Genomic DNA, 26,897 nt, shown 5'->3' on the forward strand with positions numbered 1-26,897 from the left:
TACCGTAGTACAGGAAGGGGGTAGCCGTGCAGGAATGGAACCGGGCCATCGAGCTGATCGAAGTGGATCTCGCCGCGCCGATTGACGTCGGACAACTGGCACAGGTTGCCCTCACCTCGGAGTACCACTTTCGGCGCATGTTTGCCTCCCTCGCGGGCTTGCCGTTGTCTGAGTACATCAGGCGCCGGCGGCTGACCGCGGCAACAGCGGAAATTGTTGCCGGGCAAGCCGTACTGGACGTGGCGGTCCGGTACGGGTACGGATCGGCCGAGGCGTTCACCCGGGCCTTTAGAGCCATGCACGGCATCACTCCATCCCAGGCGCGGCGACCGGGCGCGGTGCTTCATTCACAACCGCAATTAAGAATCCATGTCCGAATCGAAGGGAGTGCTGACATGAAGCACCGCATAGTGAAGAAGGAATCCTTCCGGCTCATCGGGCTGAAGACGCGCGTCCGGCTCGTCTATGAGGGCCCCAACCCGGAAATCGAGGCCTTCGAACGGAGCCTGGACACATCAGTCAGGCCGCGATTGGCAGAGTTGTCAGACACTGAGCCGCTCGGGCTGCTGGCAGTCACCGAGAACATCGAGGAACCGGGAACCGAGGGAAGCGAACTGGACTACTGGCGCGCTGCTGCCTCCTCACAGACAGCGCCGAACGGATACGACTCTGCGGATATCCCTGCCGGTATATGGGTCGTATTCGAGACTGAGGGCAAGTTTCCAGAGTCCCTGCAGCATCTTTGGGCTGATGCAGCGGCGCAGTGGTTCCCCGCCAATCCATACCGTTGGGCGCCCGGGCCACAAATGCTGAGCGTTCAACCGGAACCGGACGGTTCCCGGGGCCGCGGACAGCTATGGATCCCCATCGAACCAGACCCCGCCAGTTAGTTCCCGCCTTTGCGGGCCACAGTTCAGGTATTTCCTGCCGCAACCCTGCTCGCTAGGCTGTGTCCCATGAACGGGAAACAAGCCATGAACGGACGCTCCTATCCGGAAGGCGTCCCGAGTTGGATCGACACAGAGCAACCTGACATTGATGCCGCCGCTGAGTTCTACTCCGGACTGTTTGGCTGGATATTCGAGGACGTGATGCCGCCCGGAGCACCGGGCCGCTATCGGATAGCAAAGCTTGATGGCAAGGATGTGGCCGGGCTGGCGGGCGGCAGTGGTGGAACCACGAAGTGGAGCACCTATGTCGCCGTCGATGACGCGGATGCGGCAGTGCAGCGACTGACTGCCGCGGGCGCCACGGTGCTCGAGGCACCGGCGGACGCGGGGGAGGGAGGGCGCAGCGCGGCACTGACCGATCCCCAGGGTGTTGAGTTCCGCCTCTGGCAGGCTAAACGGCGGTTAGGTGCGCAGGTGGTTAACGCGCCGGGGTCCTGGAACTTCAGCGACCTCCACACAGACAACCCCACCGCAGCAGTTGCGTTCTATGGAGGCGCATTCGGCTGGCAGGTCGACGACGTCGGATTCGGCATGATGGTCCGCCAGCCGGGTTATGGTGACCATCTTGCGGCGACATCCGATCCCGATATCAGGGAGCGGCAGGCAGAATTCTCCGCCCCACCAGGCTTCGAGGACGCCATCGCGTGGGTGGTGCCCACTGACCCCGGGGAACCGCCGCACTGGCACGTCACGTTCGCCGTTGCCGACCGTGATCAGACGGTAGAGGACGCGAAACGCCTTGGCGCCGAAGTCCTTGCGCAGCGCGAGACCGACTGGACACGCGATGCCCTGATCCGGGACCCGCAAGGCGCCGAATTTACCGCAAGCCAATTCACGGCCGGCTAAGTGGCACGAATGTTCCCCGTCTAACGGGCCTGATCCCTCGACCTGCCAGGGCCCCGCCGTCGACATGGAGAACGTCACATAGCGGCACTAAGGCATACTGAACAGGAGTTTTAGGGACCCGTCAGCTTTTGGCTGACGGGTCCCTGCAATGTCCTTGAAGAAACGAACCAATGTGGGTTTGCCTGGCGGCGGTTACGCGCGCCGGGCTTTTTGTATGGATAAGGGAGAGTGAACGTGACACGTATTGGCATTGTGGCCGAGTTGGGTCGCGAGAGCCGGGTGGCGGCGACGCCCACCACGGTCAAGCAGTTGTTGCGGTTGGGCTACGAGGTTGTGGTCGAGAAGGGCGCGGGGGAGTCCGCGTCGTTCCGTGATGAGGCCTATGTTGAGGCCGGCGCCCTGATTGTCGGCGCCGATGAGGCGTGGGGGTCTGAGGTGGTGCTGCGGGTCAATCCGCCCACCGAGGAGGAGATTGACAGGCTGGCTCCCGGTGCGACGCTGATCGGTTCGCTGAGCCCTGGCCTGCGCCCTGAACTGGTGGAAGCCCTGGCCGCGCGCCCGATCACGGCGCTGGCGTTGGATGCGGTGCCACGCATCTCGCGGGCGCAGTCCATGGACGTGCTGAGCTCCATGGCGAACATCGCCGGGTACCGTGCGGTGATTGAGGCCGCGCACGAGTTCGGCCGGTTTTTCACCGGCCAGGTGACCGCTGCGGGCAAGGTCCCGCCTGCGAAGGTCCTGGTGGCCGGCGCGGGTGTTGCCGGTTTGGCGGCGATCGGGGCCGCGTCCAGCCTGGGCGCGATCGTCCGGGCTACGGATCCGCGCCCTGAGGTTGCCGACCAGGTGAAGTCGATCGGCGGGACCTACCTCAAGGTTGAGATGGAGGAGGAGATGAAGTCCTCCGACGGGTACGCCAAGGCCACGTCCCAGGCGTACAACGCCCGGGCCGCGGAGATCTACACGGAGCAGGCGGCTGATGTGGACATCATCATCACCACCGCCCTGATCCCCGGCCGCCCGGCCCCCAAGCTGCTCACGGCCGAGGACGTGGCGGGCATGAAGTCCGGCAGCGTGATCGTGGACATGGCCGCCGGCCAGGGCGGCAACGTGGAAGGCTCGGTTGCCGGGGAACGGATTGTGACGGAGAACGGTGTGGTCATCCTGGGCTACACGGATCTTCCGGCCCGGCTTCCTGCCCAGGCGTCCCAGCTGTACGGGACGAACATGCTGAACCTGCTCAAGCTCCTGACCAAGGACAAGGACGGAGTGCTGCGGATCGACTTTGATGATGTGGTCCAGCGGTCGGTGACGGTGGTCCGCGACGGTGAAAAGACCTGGCCGCCGCCCCCGGTCCAGGTCTCCGCCGCCCCGGCGGCCACGGCCCAGGCCCCGGCCGCCGACGCCACCGCGCCAAAGAAGAAGCAGGGCCTCAGCGCCGCCGGCAAAGCAGGACTCTTTGCGGCCGGCATCGCCGCGCTGTTCCTGGTCAACGCGGTGGCCCCGGCGCCCCTGCCGCAGCACTTCACCGTGCTGATGCTCTCGATCGTGGTCGGCTTCTACGTGATCGGGAAAGTCCACCACGCCCTGCACACCCCGCTGATGTCCGTCACGAACGCGATCTCCGGAATCATCGTCGTCGGTGCGCTGCTGCAGGTCACCTCGGACAATCCCGTGATGCAGGTGCTCGCGGCCGTCGCGGTGCTGCTGGCCAGCATCAACATCTTCGGCGGGTTCGCTGTGACCCGGCGGATGCTCGCGATGTTCTCCCGCGGCGACGGGGCCCGTAAATGAGCGCCGTACCCGAAGCCGCAGCCCGAATCGTCTCGAGGAGCCTTACCGTGTCTGACACCGTCTCCGGTCCGTTGACCGCCGACACCATCGCCGGAGCTGCGTACATCGTCGCGGCCCTGCTGTTCATCCTGTCCCTCGCGGGGCTGAGCAAACACGAAAACGCCCGCGCCGGCGTCGTCTACGGCATCACCGGGATGGTCATCGCCCTCGCCGCCACAGTCTGGCTGACCGTGCAGGGCGCCTGGGGCACCGGCCACGGCCTCACCGGCCTCGTGTTGCTCCTGGCCGCGGTGATCGTGGGCGGGGCCATCGGGCTCTGGCGCGCCCGGGTGGTGGAAATGACCGGCATGCCCGAACTGATCGCGCTGCTGCACAGCTTCGTGGGCCTCGCGGCCGTCCTCGTCGGCTGGAACGGGCACCTCGAAGCCCCGGCCCTGTCACCGGAGCTGACAGCCGTCCACCACGCCGAGGTTTTCATCGGCGTGTTCATCGGCGCGGTGACCTTCACCGGCTCGATCGTGGCGTTCCTGAAACTCTCCGCCCGGATGAAGTCCTCACCCCTGATGCTGCCGGGCAAGAACGCGATCAACCTCGGCGCCCTCGCCGCGTTCATCGCCCTGACCGCCTGGTACGTCAACGACTCCCAGCTCTGGCTCCTCATCGTCGTCACCATCCTCGCCCTCGGGCTGGGCTGGCACCTGGTCGCCTCCATCGGCGGCGGCGACATGCCCGTGGTGGTGTCCATGCTCAACAGCTACTCCGGCTGGGCCGCAGCCGCGGCAGGTTTCCTGCTGAACAACGACCTGCTCATCATCACCGGCGCCCTGGTGGGTTCCTCCGGTGCGTACCTGTCCTACATCATGTGCAAGGCCATGAACCGGTCCTTCATCTCCGTGATCGCCGGCGGCTTCGGCATCGCAGCCCCGGCAGCGGCGGACGCCGAATACGGGGAACACCGCGAAATCACCGCCCAGGCCACCGCCGAGATGCTGACCAACGCCTCAAGTGTGGTCATCACCCCCGGCTACGGCATGGCCGTTGCGCAGGCACAGTACCCCGTCGCGGAACTCGCGCACCAGCTCCGCGAGAAGGGCGTGAACGTCCGGTTCGGTATCCACCCGGTCGCCGGGCGCCTGCCCGGACACATGAACGTCCTCCTCGCCGAAGCCAAAGTCCCGTACGACATTGTCCTGGAAATGGACGAAATCAACGACGACCTCGGCGGCACCTCCGTGGTCCTGGTCATCGGCGCGAACGACACCGTCAACCCCTCCGCGGCAGAAGACCCCGGAAGCCCCATCGCCGGGATGCCCGTCCTAAGGGTCTGGGAAGCCGAGAACGTCATTGTGTTCAAACGCTCCATGGCCGCCGGCTACGCAGGAGTCCAGAACCCCCTGTTCTACCGCGACAACTCTCAGATGCTCTTCGGCGACGCCAAAACCCGCGTCGAAGACATCCTCAAAGCGTTCTGACTGATACTGCGCTGAAGGCAGCGGGCGACGGCGGGAGGTTTCCGCCGTCGCCCGCTGTTCCGTTTTGGTGGGGGTGCCCGTTATCAGGCGACGACGGTGACCTCGTCCCGCCTTTCGGCGGTTGCGGGAGCGGAGGCAGCCAGGCTGACGGTGACGGGTTCGAAACCGTCGGCGCTGACGTGCACGGTAATGTCCCCTTCTGCGACGGGCCTGACGACGGCGAGCAGACGGCCATCGAACGAGGTGTGGCTGTCCTCCGTGAACATCTCTTCAGTGTCGGGGCGGGCGCTGCCCAGGCCCTGCAGCACGCCGGCTCCTTCGACCGTCACGGTGATGCGGTGTTCGATGTTCGTGGCCAGGTTGCCGCGTGCATCGCGGAACTCGATGGTCACGTAGCTGAGGTCGGCGTGGTCGGCCACCAGCTCGGTGCGGTCGGCATCGGCGGTGAGGCCGATATCTCCCGCTGCCGTGCGGAGTGTGGTGCGGGCCTGCTCTACCCCGTTGATGTAGCCCACAGCCACCAGCTCACCGGGCTCATAGGTCAGCTCGAAGTGTGCACGGAACCGGTGCGCGGCTCCGGCAGGGGCCCTGCCCACGGCGGATCCGTTGAGGAGCAGCTCCACCTCTTCGGCGTCGCTGTAGACCTCAACCCTGACCGGGGAACCCTCGGCGACACTCCAGCTCCAGCTGGAGATGCAGTCCGTCCAGGTCCACGGCCCCATCCCGTGTTCACGGGCGTAATTCTGCGGGCGCTGGACGGCGATGTACGGCTCGTGCCGGAGCCCGAAGACCGTCTCGCGGTAGTAGGAGGCGGGCCGCCGGTAGCCGGTGATGTCGATGTCGCCGCACCAGGCGAGCAGCCACGGGTACGGCGCACCAAGAGCGGGCTTTCCGTCGGTCCCATCGGTGTACTGCACGCGGCCGATGCCGGCTTCGCCGAGGTAGTCCCAGCCCGTCCAGGTGTAATCGCCGATCACGTGCGGGTTTTCCTCCACCAGCTTCCAGAGGACATCGATCCGGTCAGGGAACGTTTCGGTTCCGACCATGATCCTGTTGGGGAAGAGCTCCCTGTCCATCACATAGCGGCCGTCACCGTAGTTGATGCCGGCCACGTCCACGGCTGCGTGGGATTCGGCCGTCCGTTCCGAGACAAGCGGGGAGGAGCTGATGCGGCCCATCGCCTCACCGGCCCCGCTCATCATGGCGTTGACGCCCTGGCTGTCGTCGCCCGCGCCGGCCTCTTTCATCATGGTTGCAGCATCCGCGATCACGGAGACGAACCCGTTGATCCCGTTGGTGGTGTAGCGGGTGGAGTCCAGGGACCTGATCTTCTCCGCGATCTGCCGCCCCCAGCCGGAGCCGAGGCCGCTGCCCGTTTCCGGGATCTCGTTGCCAATGGAGTAGAGCACCGCGCTGGGGTGGTTGAAGTCTTTCGCCACCATGGCCTCGACATCGCGTTCCCACCATTCTGGGAAGGACAGCGAGTAGTCGAACGCGGACTTTCCTTCGGTCCACACATCGAAGGTTTCGTCCATGACCAGCATTCCGTGCTTGTCGCAGGCGTCCAGCATGGCCTGGCTGACCGGGTTGTGCGCACTGCGGATGGAGTTGAAGCCGGCTTCCTTCAGCAGCTGCACCCGGCGCTCGTCCGCGCGGGAAATGGTGGCTGCGCCGAGGATGCCGTTGTCGTGGTGGATGCAGGCGCCGCGGAGCTTGACGGTCTCCCCGTTGATCTGAAGGCCGTTGAAGGGGTCCAGCTGGAGGGAGCGGATGCCGAAGGTGGTGGTGTCTGCCTGCAACACCTCCAGTTCGTCGCGGAGCTCAGTCCGCGCCGAGTAAAGGTGCGGGCTGTCCAGCCCCCACAGGCGGGGCTCGGTGATGTACAGGCGCTGGCGGACGACGGCGGTGCCGCCTGCCTTGAGCGTCACGGGGGCGGAGCCGACGGCGACAACCGCGCCGTCGCCGTCGTACAGTTCCGTTCCCACCGTCACCGTGGCAGTGGACAGGCCCTCGTTCTCCACGGTGGTGGCGACGTCCACGACGGCACGGCCGGCGGTGATGTCCGGCGTCGAGACCCTCACGCCGTTGGGAGCGAGGTGAACCAGTTCTGTTACGGACAGAAAGGTGTCCCGGTAGATACCGGCGCCCGAATACCAGCGGGAATCCTGGTGGACGCGCGCATCAACACGGATGGTGTTCTTCTGGCCGTACTTCAGGAAAGGATCCAGCCGGATGGTGAAGATGGAGTAGCCGAAAGGGCGTTGGCCGGCGAAGTCCCCGTTGATGAAGACCATGGCATCCCGGTAGACGCCCTGGAACTCGAGCGAGACGCGCTTTCCCCGATAGTCCTCGGGCACCTCGAAGGTCTTGGAGTATTCGAACGTGCCGTCGGGGGAGTAGCCGGCGTGCGAACCCTGGACGGAATCGGCGGAGCGCGGCAGTCCGATCAGTGCGTCGTGCGGCAGGGTGACGGGCTGCGGTGGAATGACCGGTCCGTCGAACTCGGCGAAGAGGCTGACCTTCGGCCGTACCGCCCATCCGGCATTGAAAGAAGTGCGCGTCATTGAGGTTCTCCCTGGATCTCGTATCACGTGTCACAACAAGGAGATCACAGCGAGGTGACACGTGTCAATGAACCGTTGGGTTCCGGCCGGAGGGCTAGGCCGTTTCTCCGGGCACAACGGCGACTTCGGGCAGGGAGGCGGGCTGCGGTGCGGAGGCCTCGGCGCTGCTGAGGGCGGCAAGGTCCGCGGCGATTCGCTCCATGAGCGGTGCATTGTGGATGCGGATGGTGGTGAGCCGGGGTGAGACAAGCTGCCCGATGGCCGTGGCATCGACACCCACCACTGAGAGGTCATCAGGGATCCTCAGCCCAAGCGCCCTGCCGGCGGCCACCATGGCGAGCGCGACGTCGTCGTTGTAGCAGCCCACAGCTAGCGGGGCGTCCTTGGCTTTGACGGCAGCGAGGGCTGCGGTGGCCCGTGCGAGCTCGAGCGGGATCTCGATGCGTTCAGGTTCCGGCAGGCCCTCAGCGCGGGCCGCTGCCTTCAATCCCTCGAAGCGGCCTGGCCCGAAGGGGTCGAGCCGCTCATCCAGCAGGGCTGCGTAGGCCAGCTGCCTCGGACCGTTCCGCAGCAGCGTCTTTGCCATGGTCCGCCCGATGATGTGGTTGATGTCGTGGGTGGGGTCCTCAGGCTCATGGATCCGGGGAATGACCGCCGCCCCGGAATTCTGGAGGACCTCGCGTTCGTCCGCCCCGAGGATTCCCATGTCCACCACGGCAACGGGCCGGAAGTGCAAAATGGCAGCGAGCGTTTCGCCGGGGTTGCTGCCGGCGAAGCGGACCACCACGCTCAGGCCGTGCGCGGCTGCATGACTTGTGACGTTGTCAACGAGATCCTGGAGGTTGCTTCCGAACGTGGTGTTGGGGACGAGGATCACCAGAATGTCGCTCCGGCCGGTCACCAGCGCGCGGCCGGCGGGGGAGGGCTGATAGTTCAGTTCCTCGGCCGCCTTTAGGACTTTGGCACGGGTCTCCTCGGGGAAGCGGGAACCCTGGCCGTTCAGGACATGGCTGACCGTTGCGCGGGATACACCAGCCCTCTTGGCGACATCAAAGCTGGTGGGGCGCTTGGTCGGTTTCGTTTCCGGGGTCACCTTTTGATCATCGCACAGGGTGGGTTGACACGTGATACTCACTGTGTGAACCGCCAGCAGGTGTCCCGGTCAGAGGAGCCAGCGCCACCAGCGTGGCCGCTCCGGTTCCGGTTCCGGCGTCGGTTCCGGTTCCGGCTCCTCGCCCAAGGCCAGCGCGGCCTCGACGAGGTCGTCCGCGGTGAGCGTCATGACGGCCTCACGATCGAGCGCGTCGAGACTTTGTTTTTCGTCGAGCGACAGCCGTAGTGCCTGACGGTTGAGCGCCTGCTCGAACAGCGTGCGGGCGAACCTTGCGTTGCCGGAGTCCTCGCCCGCGTGCAGCCCGATGAAGATGCGGCGCAGCACCTGGTCCGCACCCGGCTCCAGCCTGTACTCGTGCTGGGCCAGCATCCGGTGGAAGATCGTCTGGAGTGCGTCGACCGAGTAGTCGGGGAACGTGATCTCGCGGGCGAACCGGGATCGCAGTCCGGGGTTCGAGAGCAAGAAGGACTCCATCAGCCGCGGGTATCCGGCCACGATCACGACCAAGCGGTGGCGGTGGTCCTCCATCCGCTTGAGCAGGACCTCGATTGCCTCGGGGCCGAAGTCCATCCGGCCGTCCTCAGGGGCCAGCGCGTAGGCCTCGTCGATGAACAGGACGCCGTCCAGCGCGCGCCGGATCACCCGGTCCGTCTTGATGGCGGTGGTGCCGACGTACTGCCCCACCAAGCCCGAACGGTCGACCTCGACCAGATGGCCTTTCTGCAGCAGGCCGACCGCACGGTACATCTCGGCCAGGAGCCGCGCCACGGTGGTCTTGCCCGTGCCCGGGTTTCCGAGGAACACCAGATGTTGTGACGTGGCCACCTCCGGCAGGCCGTGCGCCTTGCGGCGGGCCTGGACCTGGAGCAGTGCGACGAGCGCCCGCACCTGTTCCTTCACTGTCTCCAGTCCAACCAGCGCGTCGAGCTCGGCCTGCACCTCGGACAGCGGCCGGGCTGGCCCGGGCCTCGCACCGGTGAGATCACCGACCAGGTCGTCAACGCGCTCCGAACCGCCGGGCAGCTTGAGCTGATCGGCCAGTCGGCCGATGGTTTCGCGCAGGTCGTCGAGCGGATTGCGGCTGGCAGCCATGCAACCACTGTAGTACTCGATTCCTGACCGGGATGGGGTTGGCCTCACCAGGAACAACTCCCTTTTGGGAGTAGTACTCGCGCAATGGCCAGGATAGCCACGGGTATCCTGGCCACACCGATCGGTGCCAGCACCAATACCGCCACGACACCGAGGACTAGCCCCAACGCATAGTCCTGCTCATTCATGTCCCCCCGAATCCTGTGCGAACTACAACCGGTACAACGGAAAGCAGCCGCTCCCCGGACGTCGGAGCTCAGTCACACTGAAGCGCTTCCCCCGGCTGTAGAATGCGCCAGGCGCGGTAATGACACCAACCATGGGAGCAGCGGATGACCTACACCTGACTTGGGTGACTCGAAACCTCTGTGCCTCGAAACCCAAGGGTTTTGAGGCACGGAGGTTATGAGACACAGGGATTCAGCTGCCCGTAAGGGGATCGGCTTACGGACATCTAGTTACATCATTGTTCGGCTTCATGGGGTTGGACCCTCCTGTTTGAAGCCAGAAAAACAAAAAGAGAAGGCTAGGGAATGTTGCCGGCTGTGGCTCATTCTGAGCGACTCCTCTGCTGCGATTGGGAAGGATTTTCGTTCAATAAGGCGAGCACGGCCCGGAATGGTGCGGCGTCGAATTCGATACGCCGACGAACGGACCAGGCTTCGGCTGCGTCCACGGCATCCCCGATGGAGTGGACGCAGTATGCATACGGATCACCCGGGGGGTCATTCGGTACCGCTATCTGAATCTTCAGGTGGCGGTCTGCCTTGCGGAACGTCCCGGTGCGAACTCCTTGGAAGTCAGGACTGGTAATGTGCCCAGGGACTTGGAACTCGAAGTTGATTCTGAAGTTTGACTCAAGCTGACCCGCTATGCCTGACAGGTCCCTGGATAATCGCGTGAGTGTCTCCCGCCAAACCTTACTCTCGGCAGTTACGCCGCCGACGATGACTCCAAGGGAGATTGCTTTGGGCCGGTCTGGGATTGGTTGAGTCACTCTGTCCATACTTTGATTATGGAACCAGTAAAGGACATACTGCGCCCTCGGGATAGCTAGGTTGACCTCGCGGTTGCCCGGTAAGGATCCCTCAGCGGGCAGGATCGTCTGACTAGCAGCAGAGGTAGGGTCATCTGCATGATGTCGAGAGGAGTTTGATTCGAAATGAATACGATTCATCGCAGTATGAGCCAACAGCGCAACTGGCTGAAGATACTTCTTTACGGCTCGATCGCCAGCGGAGTGTTGGCGCTACTAACGGCAGGATTGACTTTAATTCTGTTCCAGGAAATTGAGAGCAGGGGTGACGTTACCAACGCGCATGATTTCGGGTGGCGCGCAGTCGCGCTTGCCGTGTTGTCCCTCGTGCTCTTCACTGTCTACCTCATCCGTCGCAATGCGCAGCGTAGGAGGTCCCCGCAAACGTAGAAGAATGGATCCAACCCGGTGACGTGATCATGGTGCCGACACAACGAGTAAGTGAGGCACTCTTCTGCAGGACCCCGAGCTTAGGCGAGGGTGTCCGCATGAGGTTCTATGAGCGATCCATTACCGGACGCCGCATAATTGCACCTCAGCTGTCACATGGACCGGCTTCGAGAACGTCGAAGCCCGGTAGAGTGCGATTCATGACATTGGGGGATGCCACACCGAACGTAGGCCGCCGACCGTGGGCGTTCGCCGCGGTGTGCGTGATGGTCGCCTCGCTGGCGCTGCTGCTGGTTGGACTGTCCCAGGTGCCGGCGGACCAGCTGCTGCCTTGGTATGTGGCCGCTTATCTCCTGGTAGGGGCGTGTATCTTCGTCCCGACCGGGAAGCTCCCTTCGCTGCGACAGGTCGGAGGGTTCCTGCTGCCCGGCGCCCTGCTCGTCGTCCTGGCGCTGCTGAACCTAGGCTTCTGGGCCGGCGGCTGGCTGCTCGGTCTTCCGGCCTGGGGCCTCCTGCTGAGTCGATGGACGCCGGAGAGCCGGCTTCCCGTTCTGAACGTCCTGAAGTTCTTCGGCCTGCTGGTGTTGGGCCTGGTTATCTTCATGTTTAACGGCATCTTCCCGTTCTTCAGCCTGGGCCTGTTCCTGCTGCCGATCATCCCCTTGGTTCGGCTGGCCTACCCCGACTACCGCGCCCGTCCGTTGCAAGCCGGCGTGGAGGTTCTGCTGGGGCTCGCGGTGGTCGTGGTCGCCTTCATGATCCCCACTCCGGAAGGTGCCTGGTCGTCACCCTGGGTTCACGCTGGAGGGGCCGCGACAGCCGGGCTCATGATCGCATTCTGGGCCCGCGGGCTCCCGCGCCGCTCCAAGCACATGCAGCTCAACAACGGAGCCATCGTCTAGCCACTGCCCCTGGAAATCTCACCCGACGTCCGGTAAAGGATCCCCCTCCGGACAGCCGAGGTGCTGCGCAGCCTTACCTAGATCCACACAAAGAAGCCCTTCCCGGGCCATCCGGGAAGGGCTTCATGGTGTCCAGGTTCAGGCTGAACCAATACTTAGTCACCACCACCGCCTCCACCGCCGTCAGCACCGCCAACATCCGCATCAGTGCTGCCACGTTCGTCGGAAGACGCAGCCGCACCTCCTGCGACCACGCCGGAGTCACCGTGACCTCCGCCGGTACGGGTGGATCCCGAGCCCCTGGAGGCCCGGCGGCGCCGCGTGATCTCGCCTGAAACGAATAACACCATTGCCAGCGCTGCCACCCCGATGAAGAAAGCCAGCATCTTCATTTCGCCTTCGTCCACGTCAGAATCCATTCAGAAAGTTCAGCGTGAGGACCAACCCCACCGTCCAAGTTTTACGTATGGCCTCGGGATTACACCGCCGCAAGCGCCGTGTTCTGGGTGGAAGTCCTGCGACTGGTGTGCGGTTGTGGATCCTTTACCGGGACACCGAGACCTCAGCTCCCCTGACTTCGGTTGGCGCGGTAGATCCATTGGAGTGCGTCGGGAAGGAGGACGCCGCCGTGGTTAGGGCTGTGGCCTCCGTCGCCCTGGATGAAGCGGAAGTCGTACCCGGCTTCGGCGAGGGCGGCTGCGACTCGAAGATTGTTGGCGAACCAGTTGTGTTGAGGCTTGTTCCAGTTCAGATCACGGTGGCCAGCCTGCATGAAGATCCGCAACGGTTTCACCGGTGTCACGGACAGCAGGTCGGGGTACGGGTTACCTCCCGGCATTTGCGTAAAGCTGGACAGGAAGCCAATGACGCGGCGGAACTTGTCGGGGCGCAACCATGCGGCCGTGAAGGCACAGTTTCCGCCGCTGCTACCGCCGCAGATTCCCCAGTTCTCCGGATCTTCTGAAATCACATACCGGTTGGTGACTTCCGGGATGATTTCAGTCAGAAGGAACGTGGCGTAGCGGTCATCGAACGCGTCGTATTCGATGTTTCGGTTCTTTGGATTCTCGGCGCCAGCTATGACTCCGGGATCGACGAAGACCCCGATCGTGACCGGGATATGGCCTTGATGGATGAGATTGTCCAGCACGATCCCGCCCCGGACTTCGCCGTCGGGGTCCAGATACAGGCGCCCGTCCTGGAAAACCATCAATGCGGCTGGCTCGGCTGGATCGTACTGTGCCGGCACATGCACCCAGAATTTTCGTGATGTCCCTGGGTAAACGGTGCTCTTGTTCCATTCGAATTCCAGTGTTTGGCCAGCAGGAACGCCTGGCTGCACATTCGAGTCTGGGCCGTGTAGGTAGCGGACACTGGATTGGATATGCGGCAACGGGAGGAATGGAACTTCAACGGTCACAGCTGGAAGACTACGGCACCACGGCCAGAGTGTCGGCCCAGATCGACGTGCCGGAAGCAAGTGGTGCACTCGAAAGGGGATCGATCACCGTACTCTTAGTGCCCGTTAGCCGAACCCTCTGCGGCACGGTCCACAAGGAATCCTTGCTCGTGCCGGGGGCCAGCTACTCACTTGGCGTGCCGTCCGATCCGTGTAACGATCGGGATTGTGATGACCCATCCCTTGTGGCGCCCGTTCGAACCCGACAATAACGCCCGTCGTCAGGCTGGACGTGTCGCTCACCGACAAGTCCAACCCGGTCCGCTTGAGGAACATAACCCGTCATGGGTGAGGCAGTTCGCATCGATGCATGACTTGGTCAGCCGGACGATCCCGGATCAAGCGCTGTGCATCCGTCATGTCGGGTCGACAGCTGTTCCCGGTCTCCTGGCTAAACCCGTCATCGATATCGACCTGACCGTCCCCGATCCGACTGCTGAACCTAGCTACGTCCCTCGGCTGGAGTCAGCGGGATTCAGGCTCATTTTCCGGGACGACGTGGCGGGGGACGCGCATCGACACCTCACCTTCAGCGAGCCGAACACCAGTCTGCACGTCTGGGCCCAGCACGCTACGGAACCTCGACGGCATGAGCTTTTCGCCGCGTGGTTGCGGTTACATGAGCAGGACCGGCGGATCTACGCTGAGGCGAAACGCGCTGCGGCGGATGTTAGGGACTCACGTCGATACAACGACCGCAAGGCAGCGGTCGTGTACGACATCTACGAACGGATTTTCCTCACCGATCCGTCCCATCATCATTCTCCGCAACCCCGGACCCGGCCCGACAACGACGACCTAGACGAACAGTGATGGGTTCGGTGAGGGATCCTCCTTCGCACGCGTCTTAGAGCCTGCCCGCAAGCAGGTCATTTTCGGTGCGACTCGTGAAACGGACTACCGTCGCTTTATGGGGATGCACGAGGGGGAGCTGCACATTGATGAGGCCGTTGTCGGCAGGCTCATCGCTGACCAGTTTCCACAGTGGCGTCATGAGCGCGTCCACCGCATGGTCACGGCGGGCACGGTAAACGCCATCTTTCGAATCGGTGCCGACCTCACCGCCCGATTCCCACTCCTTGCCACTGATCTAGTTACAACCAGGTTTCAGCTCACTCGCGAAGCCGAGGCCATGCGAGAGCTTAGCGGGGCCTGTCCTTTCCCTACGCCGGTACCAGTTGCGCTTGGAAACCCCGGCTACGGCTATCCCCTGCCGTGGTCAGTACAGACCTGGCTGCCTGGAACTGTTGCAACGCCCGACGGTTCGGCACAGTCCGACCGATTCGCCCATGACCTCGCCGCACTGATCCGCTCCCTCCGCGCCGCAGACACCAAGGGCCGGAAATTTACCGGATCCGGACGCGGCGGGGACTTGCAGGACTCCGATGAGTGGATGGAGATTTGCTTCCATAAGAGCGAGGGCCTGCTGCCGGTAGACCGTCTTCGCAAGCTGTGGGCAGCTTTCCGAATCCTGCCAGCTGCTGGATCTATCGTGATGAATCACGGGGATCTGATCCCCGGCAACCTGCTCGTTGACGAAGGCCGGCTGGTTGGCGTGCTTGATGGTGGAGGGTTCGCCCCTGCTGATCCTTCGCTGGATCTCGTCGCGGCATGGCACATGCTCGATCACAAAAGGCGGACACTCCTGCGCAAGGATCTAACCAGCGATGATCTTCAATGGTGGCGCGGAGCTGCATGGGCATTCCAGCAGGCGATGGGTTTGGTCTGGTACTACCAGGAATCAAACCCGGGAATGAGCACACTCGGACGAACTACCTTGAGTCGCATTGCCAACGACCCCCTGTTCTCACAACCTCGGCACTCTCACTAACCAGTTCGTTAGAGGATCCTTTACCGGGCGTCCAGAAATCCTGTCAGCGCCTCTATCCACTGTTCGAACGCGTCCAGATGCGCATCGTGCGATCCCCGGGCAAGGTCGATGCGTGTGACGTCGTTACCCCGCTCCGTAAATTGTGCCTTTTGCTCCTCTGTAAACATCCCGTCGGCGGCGTAGACGACAAGCGTGGGCGCCTGGACGCGCCCCCACTCCGCCCATCGAGGTTCTGCGAGAGGCGTATGCGCGGCGACCATCACCTCCGGGTCAAAGCGGGGATGCAGCCCGTCCTCCCGGTATTCCATGTCCTCGACCCAGGCACGCTGCAGCGGGCCGCCCCCCAGGAATCTGGCCGCCGTGGAACGGTCAGGGAACGGCACGGGCCAGCTACGAAAGTATTCACCGAGAGCTGCATGCTCTTGATCGCTGCCGCTCCCTTCGCCACACTCGAGGAGCACAAGGGCCCGGACGAGATCCGGACGGGCAGCAGCGGTGAGCATCGCGGTGTGGGCACCCATCGAGTGCCCGACCAGATGAACCGGACTGGAGGCCTCGCCATCAATGACCGCGACAAGGTCCCTAACGAATGCCTCACGCGAGGTGTCCGAGGGCAACCGCGTGCTCAGGCCGTGACCCCGCTGGTCGACCAAGATGACCTTCCGACCTGGCAGCGCACGGGCAGTAGAGAGAAACTCCTGCCCACTCCCGGCCAGGCCGTGGAGGATCACAACAGCAGGCTCAATCCCGTTAATGACGACGTAGCTGATGTCGACGCCATCAGCTGTGCGGATGCTGCGCCTTTTTTGATCCATCCAGTGATCCTACGTAATGACATAGCAACGGCCCGTAAGCCCGTCTTTCCACTCCAAAGGACCGCGCCTGTTAGCGTGATCAGTTGTGGAACCCCTTGAACCTGAGCGCCGTGTCATCGATGCCGCAGAGGCCTTAGCGCGAACCCTCGGGGAGAGCGACAACCACACGGTCGCCGCCGCCACGATGGATATTGACGGGAACATCCATCAGGCAGTGAACGTCTACCACTTCAACGGTGGCCCGTGCGCCGAACTGGTCGCCCTGGGCGTTGCGGCAACCGCAGGGGCGAAACAACTGCTCACGATTGCAGCGGCTGGCGACAGGGGGCGCGGTCTTATCCCCCCGTGCGGACGATGCCGGCAGGTACTTCTTGATCACCATCCCGACATACTGGTCGCAGTGCCGGCAGAATCCGGTCCGGTCGTCCGGCCCGTTCGCAAACTCCTGCCTGACACCTACTTCTTCCCAGATGCTAATGGGCGACGAATTGTTCGATTCAACAAGCGGTATCACGACCCCGTGATGTCAGGCGAGAAGACTACGACCATCCGTTGGGATGACCCGATCGCCGTGGGACCTGCGACATTTGTCTTCGAGGACCACCCTGATTTTGCCCACGCTGAGGGCGAGATCCTCTCAGTGGAACGGGTCCGTTTGATCGACCTCGATCCCGATCACGCTGCCGGCCTCCAATCGCACTACCCATCCATGCCCAAAGACGCCGAGCTGTCGCGTGTCACCTTTCGCCTCAGCCCGTCCTAGTGCCAAGGCGGTCGGGCGCTCCACTCCAGCATTCATGTGGCTGCGCAGCGAGGATGATTTGGGGAGTCTCGTCAGAGGGCGCCTCGAACAAAGCCTTCTTGGAGGTACCCACCTGACATGCCGAGTACCTCCTTTGCGAGAACTACGAGATCCTGTGGGTCGCGTTTCGGGCCCCTCGCCCACGCCAGCAGGCGGACGGCCAAGTCATGGTCACTCTGGGCCAGCCTGCGAATGACCCATTTACCGGCACCGAGCCAGTTCCCGTTCTCGAGGAGCAACAGATCGGCCGCCTCGCGAAGGACCTCTGCAGTCAGTATGAAATCTTCCGCTGCCGACTCACTGCCTTCGAGGTCGTCTACAAGAGCGCTGAGATTGTAGCGACGGGAATCTCGTTCTTGGTCTGTGAGCGGTTCAGGCCCTCGGGCTATTTCAGCTTGAGCTCCGGCCTGCCAAGCAGCACCGCTTCCGTCGTCCGTTAGAAGCAGGCCACTCGCGCATAACGCTGCTATCACCGGTCGACGATCCTGGGCTTCCTTGCGGTACCAGAACTGGAGGCTCGCCGGTGTGTGTACGAAGGTTTCTACCAGCCAGCCCCGGTATCGGGTGGTCTGGGCGTAGTTGGAGTGACCGTTCGGATACAGCAGTGCGATGTCTAGATCTGAGGTCGAAGTTGCTGTTCCGGCCGCGGCGCTTCCGCCGAGAATCGAGGCACATGCCTCAGGGTGGTTTTCCTCCACGAAGGCTTGGGCGACGTTACAGATGCTTTCTTGGTCCACATATCCAGAGTCATCGGCGAGAGGTATGTCCATAGCACCAGTGTTTCAGCCCGAACGCATTACGACTGTCCACATGGAGTAAACCAACATGGACAGGATCTTGCCCGTGGAGCATCCTTCAACAGCGAGCGGTTACTCGTCGTAGCCGCTTGCTCGGCGCAGGTCGACGGTTAGAGCGCGGGAATTGTTTATCTGTCCAACCGCCTCAGGCTTGCTCGGAACCTGACCCCAAGGGCGGACGAGGCCGTCTCCTTGATATCGAGGAATGAGGTGAACATGCAGGTGAAAAACGTCCTGCCATGCCGCCGCGCCGCTGCTCTGAATTAGGGTCATTCCTTGGGGATTCAGCTGTCGCTTGAGGATGCTGGCAACGCTCCGGACGCCTCGCATAGTGGCTGAAAATTCGTCACTTCCCACATCGAACACGTTGACCGCGTGTATGCGTGGCACGACCAAGGTGTGCCCTCGAGTCGCTGGGGCGATATCGAGAAAAGCCACGACGTCATTGTCGGCAAAGAAAATTTGGTCTGCGGGATCGCGCTCCGCGATGCCGCAGAACAGACAATCGTCCCGGTCGGATTCTTGAACTTCTAGTCCCATGCTCCATGTGTACACGACTGGAAACGTGTGCCGTTAGCCGGTCCCTTAGCGCGACAACCCGGATTTGACATTCGGTTTTACAGGGGTGGAGTTTGAGATGTCCCGTATACCCCGCCCGCAAAACTGCCCGGTGAAGGGGCCATAAACGCTACACGCACGCAAGCGTCTCAAAGCCCTTGGGATACGAGACGAGTCCCCGCTTGTGCATGTTTTCCAGACAAGCGCTGAACCCTGACGATAGGGTTGAGCATCACTAGCTGCAACTTCTTGGGGGAAGCGATGATCATGGCACTCTCGACACAGGACGCAAGCCCACTGGTGCCGTCCTGGGGCATCTTGGGAATCGTGCTGGCGCTGAACGCAATCCTGTTGATTACCGCGCTGGTGAGTATTGCCCGCAATAAGATTCATACCACGGGCATCAGCATCGTATGGGCTCTGATTGTCCTTGCGGTACCAGTGCTCGGTTCGGTTCTTTGGTTCCTGATCGGACGCAGGGAATTATCTGGTTTTCGTCTTCGCGATCAAACGAGATAGCCGGGCATTCTTTTGATCAGGCCCCTCGCGGTCTGCCGTAGCTACGCTTCGTGGGTTGTCGGAATGTCCTGGGATGCCGCCCATTCGCCCACGTCGCGGCGCTCGATGGCAGCGGCCATCAGATCCGGGAACAGGTCCGGCGTGCAGGCGAATGCCGGAACGCCGATTCCGGCCAGGGCCGCAGCGTGGTTCGCATCGAAGGAAGGGTGGCCGCTGTCGCTCAGCGCGAGGAGGGCGATCATGGTGGTCCCGGCTCCCACGATCGAGGCGGCACGCCGCAGCATCTCCTCGGCGATCCCGCCCTCGTAGAGGTCGCTGATCAGCACCAGGATGGTCTCCGTGGGCTGGGTGATCTTGTCCTGGCAGTAGGCCAGGGCGCGGTTAATGTCCGTGCCGCCGCCCAGCTGGACGCCGAACAGCACGTCCACGGGATCGTCCAGCTCGTCCGTCAGGTCAACCACCGCGGTGTCGAAGACCACCAGCCGGGTGCGCACCGACCGCAGCGAACTGAGGACCGCCCCGAACACGCTCGAGTACACCACGGACTCTGCCATCGAGCCGGACTGGTCGATGCAAAGGATGATTTCCCGCTGGATCTCGGTGCTGCGCCGGGCATGGCCCACCAGCCGCTCGGGCACGATGGTCCGGTACTTGGGCTGGTAGTGCTTGAGGTTCGCGGCGATGGTCCTGTTCCAGTCAATGTCCCGGTGCCGCGGCCGCCGTGTTCGCGCAGCCCGGTTCAGCGCTCCGGAAACAGCCTGGACTGTCCGCGCCCGCAGGCGCTCTTCGAGTTCATTGGTCACCTGCCGGATGACGGCCCGAGCCGTCTTGCGTGACTGCTCGGGGATCACCCGGCCGAGGCCTATCAGCGTGCTGACAAGGCCGACGTCGGGCTGTACCGTGCGCAGCATCTCCGGCTCGAGCAGCAATTGCCGCAGTCCGAGCCGGTCCATGGCGTCGGCCTGCATCACCTGCACCACCGTGGAAGGGAAATAGCCGCGGATGTCGCCGAGCCAGCGGGCCACCCGAGGGCTGGACGCACCGAGGCCGCCGCGTCCGTTCTTGTCCGCCCCGTACAGGTCCTCCAGCGCCTGGTCACGGCGGGCATCGGCGGCGGAGAGCTCCACGCTGTTCCCGTCCGCCGTGATGCCGTCGGCCTCATTCCCGCCGAGCACCAGGCGCCAGCGGTTCAGCCGGCCGCGGCCAGTGCCACCATCGCGTCCGTCACCGCCATCAAGGTCCGAAGCACTCACGCGACCGCCTCCCATCCGAGGTACTTGGCCATAGTCCGGATAGCGGGGCCGGCAGCCGCCAGATCCAGGGTGGTCTCGCTGGCCGCTGGCGAAGCGTCGCCGATACGGCTGACCTGCTCGCCGATCTCCCGCCGCTCCGGCCGGCTGAACGCCGAGAAGGTTCTCCGCAGGAGCGGCAGGACGTCGTCGAAGATCTCGCTGTCCACGCCGGCAACCCAGCCGTCGACGATCTCCAGGAGCCTCCGGTCGTAGACCAGCAGTGTGGCGTCGCCGGAGAGAAGTCCGTCCAGCCAGGCAGCGGCTTCCCGCGCCGGCGTGGCGATCGAGAGCCGGCGGCTGAGGCTGGCCGCGACGTCGTCCCCGTCAACCAGGCCTGCGTCCAGCAGCAGCCGGGTGGCCCGCCCCGCCACCGAGCCATGGATCCGGTCCGACCCCGCGACGGCGGCGAGCGCCCGGTGCCAGTCATCCAGTGGCAGGTCTGGCAACAGCGACAGCCCCTGCTGGGCAGAGTCGACCGCGCGCCGCATGGCCCCGGCGGCTTCATCGTCCAGTCCGGCGCAGGCCGTGGGCAGTCCCACGCAGGCCCGCACCACCGTGGTGTCCAGGATCTTCCGAACCCCCGTGACATCAACGCCGCGCACGTTGCCATACCGGCAGGTCCGGGCCAGGGGCGCAATGGTTTCCAGCAGCGGCGCCACGTCCTGCTGCAGGGCGGTGCGCTCGGCCAGGACCGAGACGACGGCGCCGATACCGTCCGGCAGATCCGCAAGAAGGCAACCCGCCAGGAGCCCGCTGAGCTCCGTGAGGCTGCCCGAGTCCTGCGCCTTTTCGGAGACGTAGGCACCGGCGGCCGAGGCAACCGTGGTGCCGTAGCGGCTGGCCTCCACCAGGTCGAGGGCCAGCTCCGGCTGCCACTGGAGCGTCCACACCTCCTTGAAGGTGCCCGTGGTCCGGCCGGTTTCGGTCTGCGCCCCCCACCCCACTCCGAGCAGTACCAGCCGGTGCAGCAGGACCGAGCGGGCCAGCTGGTTCGGCTTTCGCAGGTCCAGGGTGAGGACTTCTTCCATGGCGCTGGGTTTCCAGCGGAGCCTGCGCTGGGTGGCGGTGAGATCGGCGGCCAGGGGCAGGGTCGGCGCGGACTCCGGCACGTTCCCCAGCTCATGCCCGACCGTGAGTTCGCGGTGCACCAGGGCCAGCGGAAGGGGTGAACCGTCGCACAGGACCGCCTGAGCGGCGTCGTCCAGTTCCGGCAGTCCCGGGCTGGGCCGCCCCCGGACAGCCGCAAGGGCGGTGGCCATCCGGCTGGCCTCCACGATGGAGGCCGTTGAGGCGTCGAGGTCTTCCCCGCGGAGGGCGTGGGCCACCCGGACCAGCCAGGTGGTAGCCACATCCGTGTCCGCATCCGTGTCCGGATCCTGCGCCATCCAGTGGGCGAAAAGATGCTGGTACCAGCCAGGCGCCGTGACGCCGGCGCCGTATCCGCTGCGCAGGCTGAGCCTGCCGGAGGTCCACGGGACCCAGGTGGCGGCCACCTTGGCTTTGGGAAGGCCGGCGAGTACTTTGTTGTCGGCAGCCAACGACGGAAACGTCGAAGGCACCAGCGCGGGAGCGTGATACGCGCCGCACACCACGGCGATCCGTTCATGTCCGTCGCGCATGGCTGCCCGGATCAGGCGCCGCATCCAGGCTTCCCGGCGGTTGTTCTCCAGCACATCAGGATGGTGGTCCGGCCTGTCATCGGCCGCCCGGATCTCCGCAATGGCCTCGGTCAGCGCCGCGAAACGCTCCACCGGGTCCGCGTTCCGGTGTTCGACGGCGTCCTCCCACCACCGCTCGGCGTCGCTGTATCCGGCGGCGCCGGCCAGTATCCCGATCGCATCGGGCCGGTAGGGCTGCTGCGGCAGGGCGGGAGGTTCCGTTCCCTCGGCGGAGGTGCCGCCGTCGGATTCTTCCCCTTCCGCGTCCTCTGACGACGGACCGGACGACGGACCGGACGACGGCGGCCCGGCAGCTGAGGCGGCCAGCCGAAGTCCCAGCGTGTGCGCCGCGGGCAGGTCGATGGCCCGTACCTGGGCGCCGGTGGACAGCGCCCAGCGGATCGCCACCCACTCCGGCGAAAAGCCTGCCATGGGGTAGAAGGACGCCAGCCGGGGTTCGTCCGCCGCGTAGAGCAGCCCGGCGACAGGCGGAACCATCTCCGGATCGGACAGCAGCGGGATCACCTGGTCAAATTCCGGTGGGCCCTCCACCAGCACCAGATCCGGGCGCAGGATCGCCAGGGCTTCGGCAACGGAGCGCGCCGAACCCGGGCCGTGGTGCCGGATCCCCAGGACGTGGACGTCGGTCATGGTCTCAGTTCGGGGATTCGAGGTCGCGGCAGGCCCGGTAGAGGTCCTTCCACTCCGGCCGGTTCCGGACCACGGTTTCCAGGTATTCCTGCCAGATCACCCGGTCCTGCACGGGATCCTTGACCACCGCTCCCACCAGGCTGGCCGCCACATCGTGGGCCCGTACCGTCCCGTCACCGAAGTGGGCGGCGAGGGAAAGTCCGTTGGTCATCACCGAGATCGCCTCGGCAGTGGAAAGCGTCGCCGACGGCGACTTGATGGTGGTGCGCTGGTCCTGGGTTACGCCGGCCCGCAGTTCCCGCATGACCGTGACCACCCGGCGGATCTCGGACAGCGCGGCCAGGTCAGCCGGCAGTTCCAGGGCGGTGCCGAGGCTGCGGACCCTGGTGGTGACGATCTCGACTTCCTGCTCGATGCTGTCCGGGAGCGGCAGCACCACAGTGTTGAAGCGGCGGCGCAGTGCGGAGGAGAGATCGTTGACGCCCTTGTCCCGGTTGTTGGCCGTGGCAATGATGTTGAAGCCCTTACGCGCCTGTACCTCCTCGTTGAGTTCCGGAATGGGCAAGGACTTCTCACTGAGGATGGTGATGAGGGAGTCCTGCACATCGGAGGGGATTCTGGTGAGCTCTTCCACCCTGACCAGGCTTCCGGTCTCCATGGCGCGCATCACCGGGCCCGGCACCATGGCCGCCCGGGACGGGCCGTCGGCGAGCAGCCGGGCATAGTTCCAGCCATACCGCAGTGCCTCCTCCGGGGTACCTGCGGTGCCCTGCACCACCAGGGTGGAGGAACCGGAAACGGCCGCGGCGAGGTGTTCTCCGAGCCAGGTCTTCGCCGTGCCCGGTACGCCGAGCAACAGCAGGGCCCGGTCTGTGGCGAGAGATGCCACGGCGATTTCCACCAGCCGCTCGGAGCCCAGGTATTTGGGCGTGATCTGGACCCCGTTCGGCAGGATGCCGCCGAGGACGTAGGTGGTCACCGCCCACGGGGACAGCCGCCAGCTGGGCGGCCGGGGCCTGTCGTCCACGGCGGCCAGGGCGCTGAGCTCATCGGCATAGGCGTTCTCGGCGTGGGCCCGCAGAACATCTGTGCCGGTCTGGGCATCGGTCATTGGAAAGCCTCCGTCAGGGATTGTCGGAATGATTGGTATTGAACGGCATCACGGAGCACACGGCGGCGCCCGGCGTCGTCGTCGGACTGTTCGAGCAGGCGCCGAGCCTGTTCGGCAGCTTCGGGCGGCAGCGCGGCAGGGAGAACGTCGGCAAGCATGCCCGCCAGGCCGCTGCCGTTCTTGGCGAAGAGCTGATCCAGCACTGTCCCGGCCAGGTGAAGACCCCAGGGCCTCGGCAGGGCACGAAGCGGTTCGACCAGGCTGAACGGGTGGTCCGTGCCCGCTTTGATGTGCCGGATCAGGATGTCTTCGCGCTCGTTCCGGGGGAGGCAGTTCAGCAGCCGCAGGTCCGTGCGGATGTCGAGCAGCGCACGCACCCAGTCAAGGTCCGCCCGCTGGGCAGCGGTGGTGAGGATCGCTTCGAGGATCCGGGTTTCACCCTTGAGCTGGGCAAGTGTTGCCGCCGGGCTCCGGCCAGAGGCAGTGGTCCAGACCTCGAGTGGGGCACCGCGCACGACGGCGTCCAGCCGGGCCAGGCGGTCCGGTTCACCAGTGCGCCGATCAGCCGGGATCCCGTCGCGCAGCGCAGCCGCGTCAGGTTCGGGCGGCAGGCCGATCTCGAATTGTTTGCGTAGCACGCCCTTGAAGTGGAGCAGGGGACGGAGCCGGTCAGCCATCCGCGCGGCGCGGGCGCTGGCGGGAAGCGCGTCGAGCAGGCCCGCGGCGACGTCCCGCACGCTTTTGGCCTTGTCATCGAGGGCGCGCTCCAGCAGTTCCTCGTCCCCGTCACCGAGGTTCGTGGCGAACGTGGCCAAATGGGCGGCGCGCTCCCGGGCGGCCAGGGTGTCCCAGTGTGAAGCCAGTTGTTCGCGGGCGGCTGCCGGATCTTCGCGGCGGAGCCGTTGCAGCTCAGCGGTGGCGTCAGCGCTTTTCAGCTCGGTCCAGTCAGTGGATGCCGGGCGATCCGCGACGGGGACGCCGGCCTTCAGGTCCTCGAGCCAGCGGCCCCGGACACCGATGGCCGGGTGCAGGTGTTTCGCTACGGCGGGCCTGGTGTGCGCGAGCTCGAGCAGCCTGGGCAGCAGCCGGTGCGGAACCCGCAGTGCGGAGGCTTCGGCGAACCGGAGCCAGTCGGTCACCAGCTGGTTTCGCAGGTCCAATCCCACAGGCGGCTGGGTGAGCAGGAGGTCCAGCAGGCGCGCAGCGTCCCCGGATGCCAGTGGAGAGTCGTCAGGCGGAGCCGGCTCCGGAAGGTCAGACGCGTCCAAGGTCGTGGCGCGCCGGGCGGCGCGCGTGGCGGCGTCCGCCAGGGCCGCCTGTTCCAGCAGCGATTCCTCGGAGGAGAGGCCGTCCGGCGGAAGGACGCCCAGTTCCGCTGGCGGTGCCGGTGCCGGGTGCCGTGAGGTCCCCACGAGCGCGGAAGTTCTGAGCTCGGTCAGCCACGTCATGGCGTCACCACCGCCCCGCCGATGACCGCGGAAAGCGGCCGCACCCGGCCTTCCTCAAGCTCACCAAAAACGTCCACGGGATGGCCGCCGGTGAGGGCCAGCAGCGAGTCCAGGGGTGCATCCACCAGGGGGAGTGCAGCTCCGGACCCGTCCCGGAGCCAGCCCTGGCCGCCGGGGGAGACACGCACGCCGCCAAGCAGGACCGGGTGGCGCTCCCGCCAGGGGGATAGGGCCACGGCAGCCGATTCAGCGTCTAACGCTTGCTGGATGCTGCCACCCTGGCCCAGATCCGTTGCCGTGCAAAGGGGTGCAACCGGGCTGGTGAACATGGCACGCTGTGGTGCGGAACCGGGGTACCGCGCGACGGTGGTGTCAAGGAGTGCGCCCGCGAGCTGCGGCGTCGCCAGCTGCTCACTCTGGGCGGCAAAATCGAGGACGACGACGGTTGTTCCGTCGGGTGCCCGCAGCCAGGTCCGCTGCTGCTGGAGCCGGCCGTCGTCGCTGCGGTGGGCGCCGAGCACCAGCCACGGGCCAGGCAGTCCTTCGGTGCCCTGGACATCGGAGGCCGGGACTGCCCAGCCCACCGCCACCCGGAGGTCCGCAAGTTCAGCGGGAGCTAACGTGTCGCGTTTGCGCCATGCCTTGGTCACGGCCCACCAGCGGCCGGCCCGGAGCAGGAGGTGGTCCGCCCAGTCCGTGCGGGCGTGGACGTCCGAACCCATGTTCCGTACCTGCTCGGCCAGGCCTGGAAGCTGTGCGTCAACCAGCCGCGCAGCCACGCCGTCCCACCAGGAATAGGGCTGCGTGCGGGCGGCGGCCAGGCCGGTCCGCACCAGGTCCGTCAGCCACCGGGAAAAGTCGTCAATCCCCGCGTCCATCAACGCCATCCGGTCCGCGAGCCGCTTGGCCTGGGCCGCCGGATCGGCCGGCTGGTCACTCTGGCGCTGCTTCCGCACCGTGGTCCGTTCCGCCCGCTGCGCCGCCCATTCCCGGGCGAATTCGGCGGTCTCCGCGCCGCCGTCGGCCGCTTCCCCCCGGGACCACAGCAGGAGGAGCGCGAGGGCGTGCTTGCAGGGAAACTTCCTGCTGGGGCAGGAGCACCGGTAGGCGGGGGCGGCGGTGTCCACGCTCACCTGGTAAGGGGTTTTTCCGCTGCCCTGGCATTTGCCCCAGACCAGGACGTCGTTGCTGCCCGTGTCGGACCAGGGGCCTGGAAGCGCAAGCTTACGGGCGGCCGCCAGGGAGGATGCGTCGGGCGCAGCGCTGACCACCCGCTCCTCGCTCCAACGCCCCATGATGCACATTGTGCCCGAGGTCTCAAAAACTGCCAAGGAGGCAGGACGGCGTGGCGGCCTCAGCCGGCTACTCGGCGGACGGCCGCTGCCGTTGTTTCTTTGTTGCTGACCGCTGTTGCTTGGTGGCCAGTCGCCGACGGTCCGAGCCCCGGGTTGGCTTGGTCGGGCGGCGGCGGGGTGCACCCGGGGCAAGGCCTTCTGTGATGAGCTCGGCGAGCTTCCCCAGGGCGATCTCGCGGTTACGGAGCTGGGACCGGTGTTCGGAGGCGGTCACGGTAAGCATTCCGGTGATGAGTCGCTGTCCAAGCCGGCTGAGCAGCATGGTCCGTAGCTGGTCGGAGAGCACGGCCGAGCCTGCGATGTTCCAGGAGAGTTCGACCCGGGTGTCCGTGGTGTTGACGTGCTGGCCGCCCGGGCCGGATGAGCGTGAGAACCTCCAGTGGAGTTCTGAGGCGGGAATCGTGAGCGTTGGCGACACCTCAAGATCCATAAAGCAAGTGTTGC

The 26,897-nt window shown here is 64.9% G+C and carries 24 protein-coding genes; 10 read left to right on the plus strand and 14 right to left on the minus strand.

What is annotated here, in order from left to right; all coding sequences use genetic code 11:
- Positions 1 to 26: 26 nt before the first annotated feature.
- The 4 genes from ACP7AX_RS10900 (at position 27) to pntB (ending at position 5,059) form a co-directional block, all read left to right on the plus strand.
- The gene (locus tag ACP7AX_RS10900) at positions 27 to 890 is read left to right on the plus strand and encodes an AraC family transcriptional regulator (RefSeq protein ID WP_426226470.1); all 864 of its coding nucleotides are present in this window, start codon (positions 27 to 29) and stop codon (positions 888 to 890) included.
- A gap of 66 nt (positions 891 to 956) precedes the next feature.
- On the plus strand, positions 957 to 1,796 hold the full coding sequence (locus ACP7AX_RS10905; protein WP_426226471.1) for a VOC family protein: 840 nt from the start codon (positions 957 to 959) through the stop codon (positions 1,794 to 1,796).
- 234 nt (positions 1,797 to 2,030) lie between these two features.
- A complete protein-coding gene (locus tag ACP7AX_RS10910) occupies positions 2,031 to 3,587 on the plus strand; it encodes a Re/Si-specific NAD(P)(+) transhydrogenase subunit alpha (protein WP_426226472.1) in 1,557 nt (518 codons plus the stop codon).
- Positions 3,584 to 5,059: a Re/Si-specific NAD(P)(+) transhydrogenase subunit beta gene (gene pntB / locus ACP7AX_RS10915; protein WP_426226473.1), complete on the plus strand. Its 1,476-nt coding sequence runs from the start codon at positions 3,584 to 3,586 to the stop codon at positions 5,057 to 5,059. The genes ACP7AX_RS10910 and pntB overlap by 4 nt, the downstream gene beginning before the upstream one ends.
- Positions 5,060 to 5,142: 83 nt before the next feature.
- On the opposite strand, the gene ACP7AX_RS10920 is transcribed toward pntB, so the two are convergent.
- The 3 genes from ACP7AX_RS10920 to ACP7AX_RS10930 form a co-directional block, all read right to left on the minus strand.
- Entirely contained in the window at positions 5,143 to 7,623 is a 2,481-nt protein-coding gene (locus tag ACP7AX_RS10920; RefSeq protein WP_426226474.1) for a glycoside hydrolase family 2 TIM barrel-domain containing protein, read from the minus strand.
- A 94-nt stretch (positions 7,624 to 7,717) separates the two neighbouring features.
- A complete protein-coding gene (locus tag ACP7AX_RS10925) occupies positions 7,718 to 8,716 on the minus strand; it encodes a LacI family DNA-binding transcriptional regulator (protein ID WP_426226475.1) in 999 nt (332 codons plus the stop codon).
- Between the two features lie 69 nt (positions 8,717 to 8,785).
- Positions 8,786 to 9,829: an AAA family ATPase gene (locus ACP7AX_RS10930; RefSeq protein WP_426226476.1), complete on the minus strand. Its 1,044-nt coding sequence runs from the start codon at positions 9,827 to 9,829 to the stop codon at positions 8,786 to 8,788.
- A gap of 1,162 nt (positions 9,830 to 10,991) precedes the next feature.
- On the opposite strand from ACP7AX_RS10930, the gene ACP7AX_RS10935 reads away from it, so the two are divergent.
- Together ACP7AX_RS10935 and ACP7AX_RS10940 are read left to right on the plus strand one after the other, a co-directional pair.
- Positions 10,992 to 11,255 (plus strand): hypothetical protein, encoded by a 264-nt coding sequence (locus tag ACP7AX_RS10935; protein ID WP_426226477.1) that lies wholly within the window; start codon positions 10,992 to 10,994, stop codon positions 11,253 to 11,255.
- A gap of 200 nt (positions 11,256 to 11,455) precedes the next feature.
- Positions 11,456 to 12,157, plus strand: a complete 702-nt coding sequence (locus ACP7AX_RS10940; protein WP_426226478.1) for a hypothetical protein — start codon at positions 11,456 to 11,458, stop codon at positions 12,155 to 12,157.
- A 155-nt stretch (positions 12,158 to 12,312) separates the two neighbouring features.
- Here ACP7AX_RS10940 and ACP7AX_RS10945 read toward each other — a convergent pair whose 3' ends face one another.
- Together ACP7AX_RS10945 and ACP7AX_RS10950 are read right to left on the minus strand one after the other, a co-directional pair.
- Positions 12,313 to 12,576 (minus strand): hypothetical protein, encoded by a 264-nt coding sequence (locus tag ACP7AX_RS10945; protein WP_426226479.1) that lies wholly within the window; start codon positions 12,574 to 12,576, stop codon positions 12,313 to 12,315.
- A 143-nt stretch (positions 12,577 to 12,719) separates the two neighbouring features.
- Positions 12,720 to 13,577 carry an alpha/beta hydrolase gene (locus tag ACP7AX_RS10950; protein WP_426226480.1) on the minus strand — a complete coding sequence of 286 codons (858 nt, stop codon included), beginning with the start codon at positions 13,575 to 13,577 and terminating at the stop codon, positions 12,720 to 12,722.
- Positions 13,578 to 13,787: 210 nt separating this feature from the next.
- Here ACP7AX_RS10950 and ACP7AX_RS10955 point away from each other — a divergent pair, with 210 nt between their 5' ends.
- Both ACP7AX_RS10955 and ACP7AX_RS10960 read left to right on the plus strand, forming a co-directional pair.
- Positions 13,788 to 14,429, plus strand: coding sequence for a GrpB family protein (locus ACP7AX_RS10955; protein ID WP_426226481.1), 642 nt, complete (start codon positions 13,788 to 13,790; stop codon positions 14,427 to 14,429).
- 97 nt (positions 14,430 to 14,526) lie between these two features.
- Positions 14,527 to 15,447, plus strand: a complete 921-nt coding sequence (locus ACP7AX_RS10960) for an aminoglycoside phosphotransferase family protein (RefSeq protein WP_426226482.1) — start codon at positions 14,527 to 14,529, stop codon at positions 15,445 to 15,447.
- Between the two features lie 20 nt (positions 15,448 to 15,467).
- On the opposite strand, the gene ACP7AX_RS10965 is transcribed toward ACP7AX_RS10960, so the two are convergent.
- Positions 15,468 to 16,262, minus strand: a complete 795-nt coding sequence (locus ACP7AX_RS10965; RefSeq protein WP_426226483.1) for an alpha/beta fold hydrolase — start codon at positions 16,260 to 16,262, stop codon at positions 15,468 to 15,470.
- 85 nt (positions 16,263 to 16,347) lie between these two features.
- On the opposite strand from ACP7AX_RS10965, the gene ACP7AX_RS10970 reads away from it, so the two are divergent.
- Complete coding sequence (locus ACP7AX_RS10970) at positions 16,348 to 17,025, plus strand: hypothetical protein (RefSeq protein ID WP_426226484.1); 678 nt, start codon at positions 16,348 to 16,350, stop codon at positions 17,023 to 17,025.
- A 71-nt stretch (positions 17,026 to 17,096) separates the two neighbouring features.
- On the opposite strand, the gene ACP7AX_RS10975 is transcribed toward ACP7AX_RS10970, so the two are convergent.
- Complete coding sequence (locus ACP7AX_RS10975) at positions 17,097 to 17,834, minus strand: nucleotidyltransferase domain-containing protein (protein WP_426226485.1); 738 nt, start codon at positions 17,832 to 17,834, stop codon at positions 17,097 to 17,099.
- Positions 17,835 to 17,933: 99 nt separating this feature from the next.
- Positions 17,934 to 18,401, minus strand: a complete 468-nt coding sequence (locus ACP7AX_RS10980; RefSeq protein ID WP_426226486.1) for an HIT family protein — start codon at positions 18,399 to 18,401, stop codon at positions 17,934 to 17,936.
- Between the two features lie 285 nt (positions 18,402 to 18,686).
- Between ACP7AX_RS10980 and ACP7AX_RS10985 the strand changes: the two genes are divergently transcribed.
- A complete protein-coding gene (locus ACP7AX_RS10985; RefSeq protein ID WP_131681543.1) occupies positions 18,687 to 18,938 on the plus strand; it encodes a PLDc N-terminal domain-containing protein in 252 nt (83 codons plus the stop codon).
- Between the two features lie 41 nt (positions 18,939 to 18,979).
- Here the strand turns inward: ACP7AX_RS10985 and ACP7AX_RS10990 are convergent, their stop codons facing one another.
- From ACP7AX_RS10990 to arfB, 6 genes are all read right to left on the minus strand, one after another.
- On the minus strand, positions 18,980 to 20,191 hold the full coding sequence (locus tag ACP7AX_RS10990) for a VWA domain-containing protein (protein ID WP_426226487.1): 1,212 nt from the start codon (positions 20,189 to 20,191) through the stop codon (positions 18,980 to 18,982).
- Complete coding sequence (locus ACP7AX_RS10995) at positions 20,188 to 22,539, minus strand: DUF5682 family protein (protein ID WP_426226488.1); 2,352 nt, start codon at positions 22,537 to 22,539, stop codon at positions 20,188 to 20,190. Before ACP7AX_RS10995 ends, ACP7AX_RS10990 begins: the two co-directional genes overlap by 4 nt.
- A 4-nt stretch (positions 22,540 to 22,543) precedes the next feature.
- Positions 22,544 to 23,650 (minus strand): ATP-binding protein, encoded by a 1,107-nt coding sequence (locus ACP7AX_RS11000; RefSeq protein ID WP_426226489.1) that lies wholly within the window; start codon positions 23,648 to 23,650, stop codon positions 22,544 to 22,546.
- Positions 23,647 to 25,098 carry a DUF5691 domain-containing protein gene (locus ACP7AX_RS11005; protein ID WP_426226490.1) on the minus strand — a complete coding sequence of 484 codons (1,452 nt, stop codon included), beginning with the start codon at positions 25,096 to 25,098 and terminating at the stop codon, positions 23,647 to 23,649. Before ACP7AX_RS11005 ends, ACP7AX_RS11000 begins: the two co-directional genes overlap by 4 nt.
- Entirely contained in the window at positions 25,095 to 26,393 is a 1,299-nt protein-coding gene (locus ACP7AX_RS11010; protein WP_426226491.1) for an SWIM zinc finger family protein, read from the minus strand. Before ACP7AX_RS11010 ends, ACP7AX_RS11005 begins: the two co-directional genes overlap by 4 nt.
- A gap of 67 nt (positions 26,394 to 26,460) precedes the next feature.
- A complete protein-coding gene (gene arfB, locus ACP7AX_RS11015; RefSeq protein WP_426226492.1) occupies positions 26,461 to 26,883 on the minus strand; it encodes an alternative ribosome rescue aminoacyl-tRNA hydrolase ArfB in 423 nt (140 codons plus the stop codon).
- Positions 26,884 to 26,897 lie beyond the last annotated feature (14 nt).

Source organism: Pseudarthrobacter sp. DSP2-3-2b1 (assembly GCF_049895945.1).
GTDB lineage: Bacteria > Actinomycetota > Actinomycetes > Actinomycetales > Micrococcaceae > Arthrobacter.

Bases quoted from the DNA above. Each gene is read 5' to 3' on its own strand.
- ACP7AX_RS10905 (WP_426226471.1), top strand. From the start codon at position 957: ATGAACGGGAAACAAGCCATGAACGGACGCTCCTATCCGGAAGGCGTC.
- pntB (WP_426226473.1), top strand. From the start codon at position 3,584: ATGAGCGCCGTACCCGAAGCCGCAGCCCGAATCGTCTCGAGGAGCCTT.
- ACP7AX_RS10920 (WP_426226474.1), bottom strand. From the start codon at position 7,623: ATGACGCGCACTTCTTTCAATGCCGGATGGGCGGTACGGCCGAAGGTC.
- ACP7AX_RS10930 (WP_426226476.1), bottom strand. From the start codon at position 9,829: ATGGCTGCCAGCCGCAATCCGCTCGACGACCTGCGCGAAACCATCGGC.
- ACP7AX_RS10935 (WP_426226477.1), top strand. From the start codon at position 10,992: ATGAATACGATTCATCGCAGTATGAGCCAACAGCGCAACTGGCTGAAG.
- ACP7AX_RS10940 (WP_426226478.1), top strand. From the start codon at position 11,456: ATGACATTGGGGGATGCCACACCGAACGTAGGCCGCCGACCGTGGGCG.
- ACP7AX_RS10945 (WP_426226479.1), bottom strand. From the start codon at position 12,576: ATGGATTCTGACGTGGACGAAGGCGAAATGAAGATGCTGGCTTTCTTC.
- ACP7AX_RS10955 (WP_426226481.1), top strand. From the start codon at position 13,788: ATGACCCATCCCTTGTGGCGCCCGTTCGAACCCGACAATAACGCCCGT.
- ACP7AX_RS10960 (WP_426226482.1), top strand. From the start codon at position 14,527: ATGGGGATGCACGAGGGGGAGCTGCACATTGATGAGGCCGTTGTCGGC.
- ACP7AX_RS10965 (WP_426226483.1), bottom strand. From the start codon at position 16,262: ATGGATCAAAAAAGGCGCAGCATCCGCACAGCTGATGGCGTCGACATC.
- ACP7AX_RS10975 (WP_426226485.1), bottom strand. From the start codon at position 17,834: ATGGACATACCTCTCGCCGATGACTCTGGATATGTGGACCAAGAAAGC.
- ACP7AX_RS10980 (WP_426226486.1), bottom strand. From the start codon at position 18,401: ATGGGACTAGAAGTTCAAGAATCCGACCGGGACGATTGTCTGTTCTGC.
- ACP7AX_RS10985 (WP_131681543.1), top strand. From the start codon at position 18,687: ATGGCACTCTCGACACAGGACGCAAGCCCACTGGTGCCGTCCTGGGGC.
- ACP7AX_RS10995 (WP_426226488.1), bottom strand. From the start codon at position 22,539: ATGACCGACGTCCACGTCCTGGGGATCCGGCACCACGGCCCGGGTTCG.
- ACP7AX_RS11000 (WP_426226489.1), bottom strand. From the start codon at position 23,650: ATGACCGATGCCCAGACCGGCACAGATGTTCTGCGGGCCCACGCCGAG.
- ACP7AX_RS11005 (WP_426226490.1), bottom strand. From the start codon at position 25,098: ATGACGTGGCTGACCGAGCTCAGAACTTCCGCGCTCGTGGGGACCTCA.
- ACP7AX_RS11010 (WP_426226491.1), bottom strand. From the start codon at position 26,393: ATGGGGCGTTGGAGCGAGGAGCGGGTGGTCAGCGCTGCGCCCGACGCA.
- arfB (WP_426226492.1), bottom strand. From the start codon at position 26,883: ATGGATCTTGAGGTGTCGCCAACGCTCACGATTCCCGCCTCAGAACTC.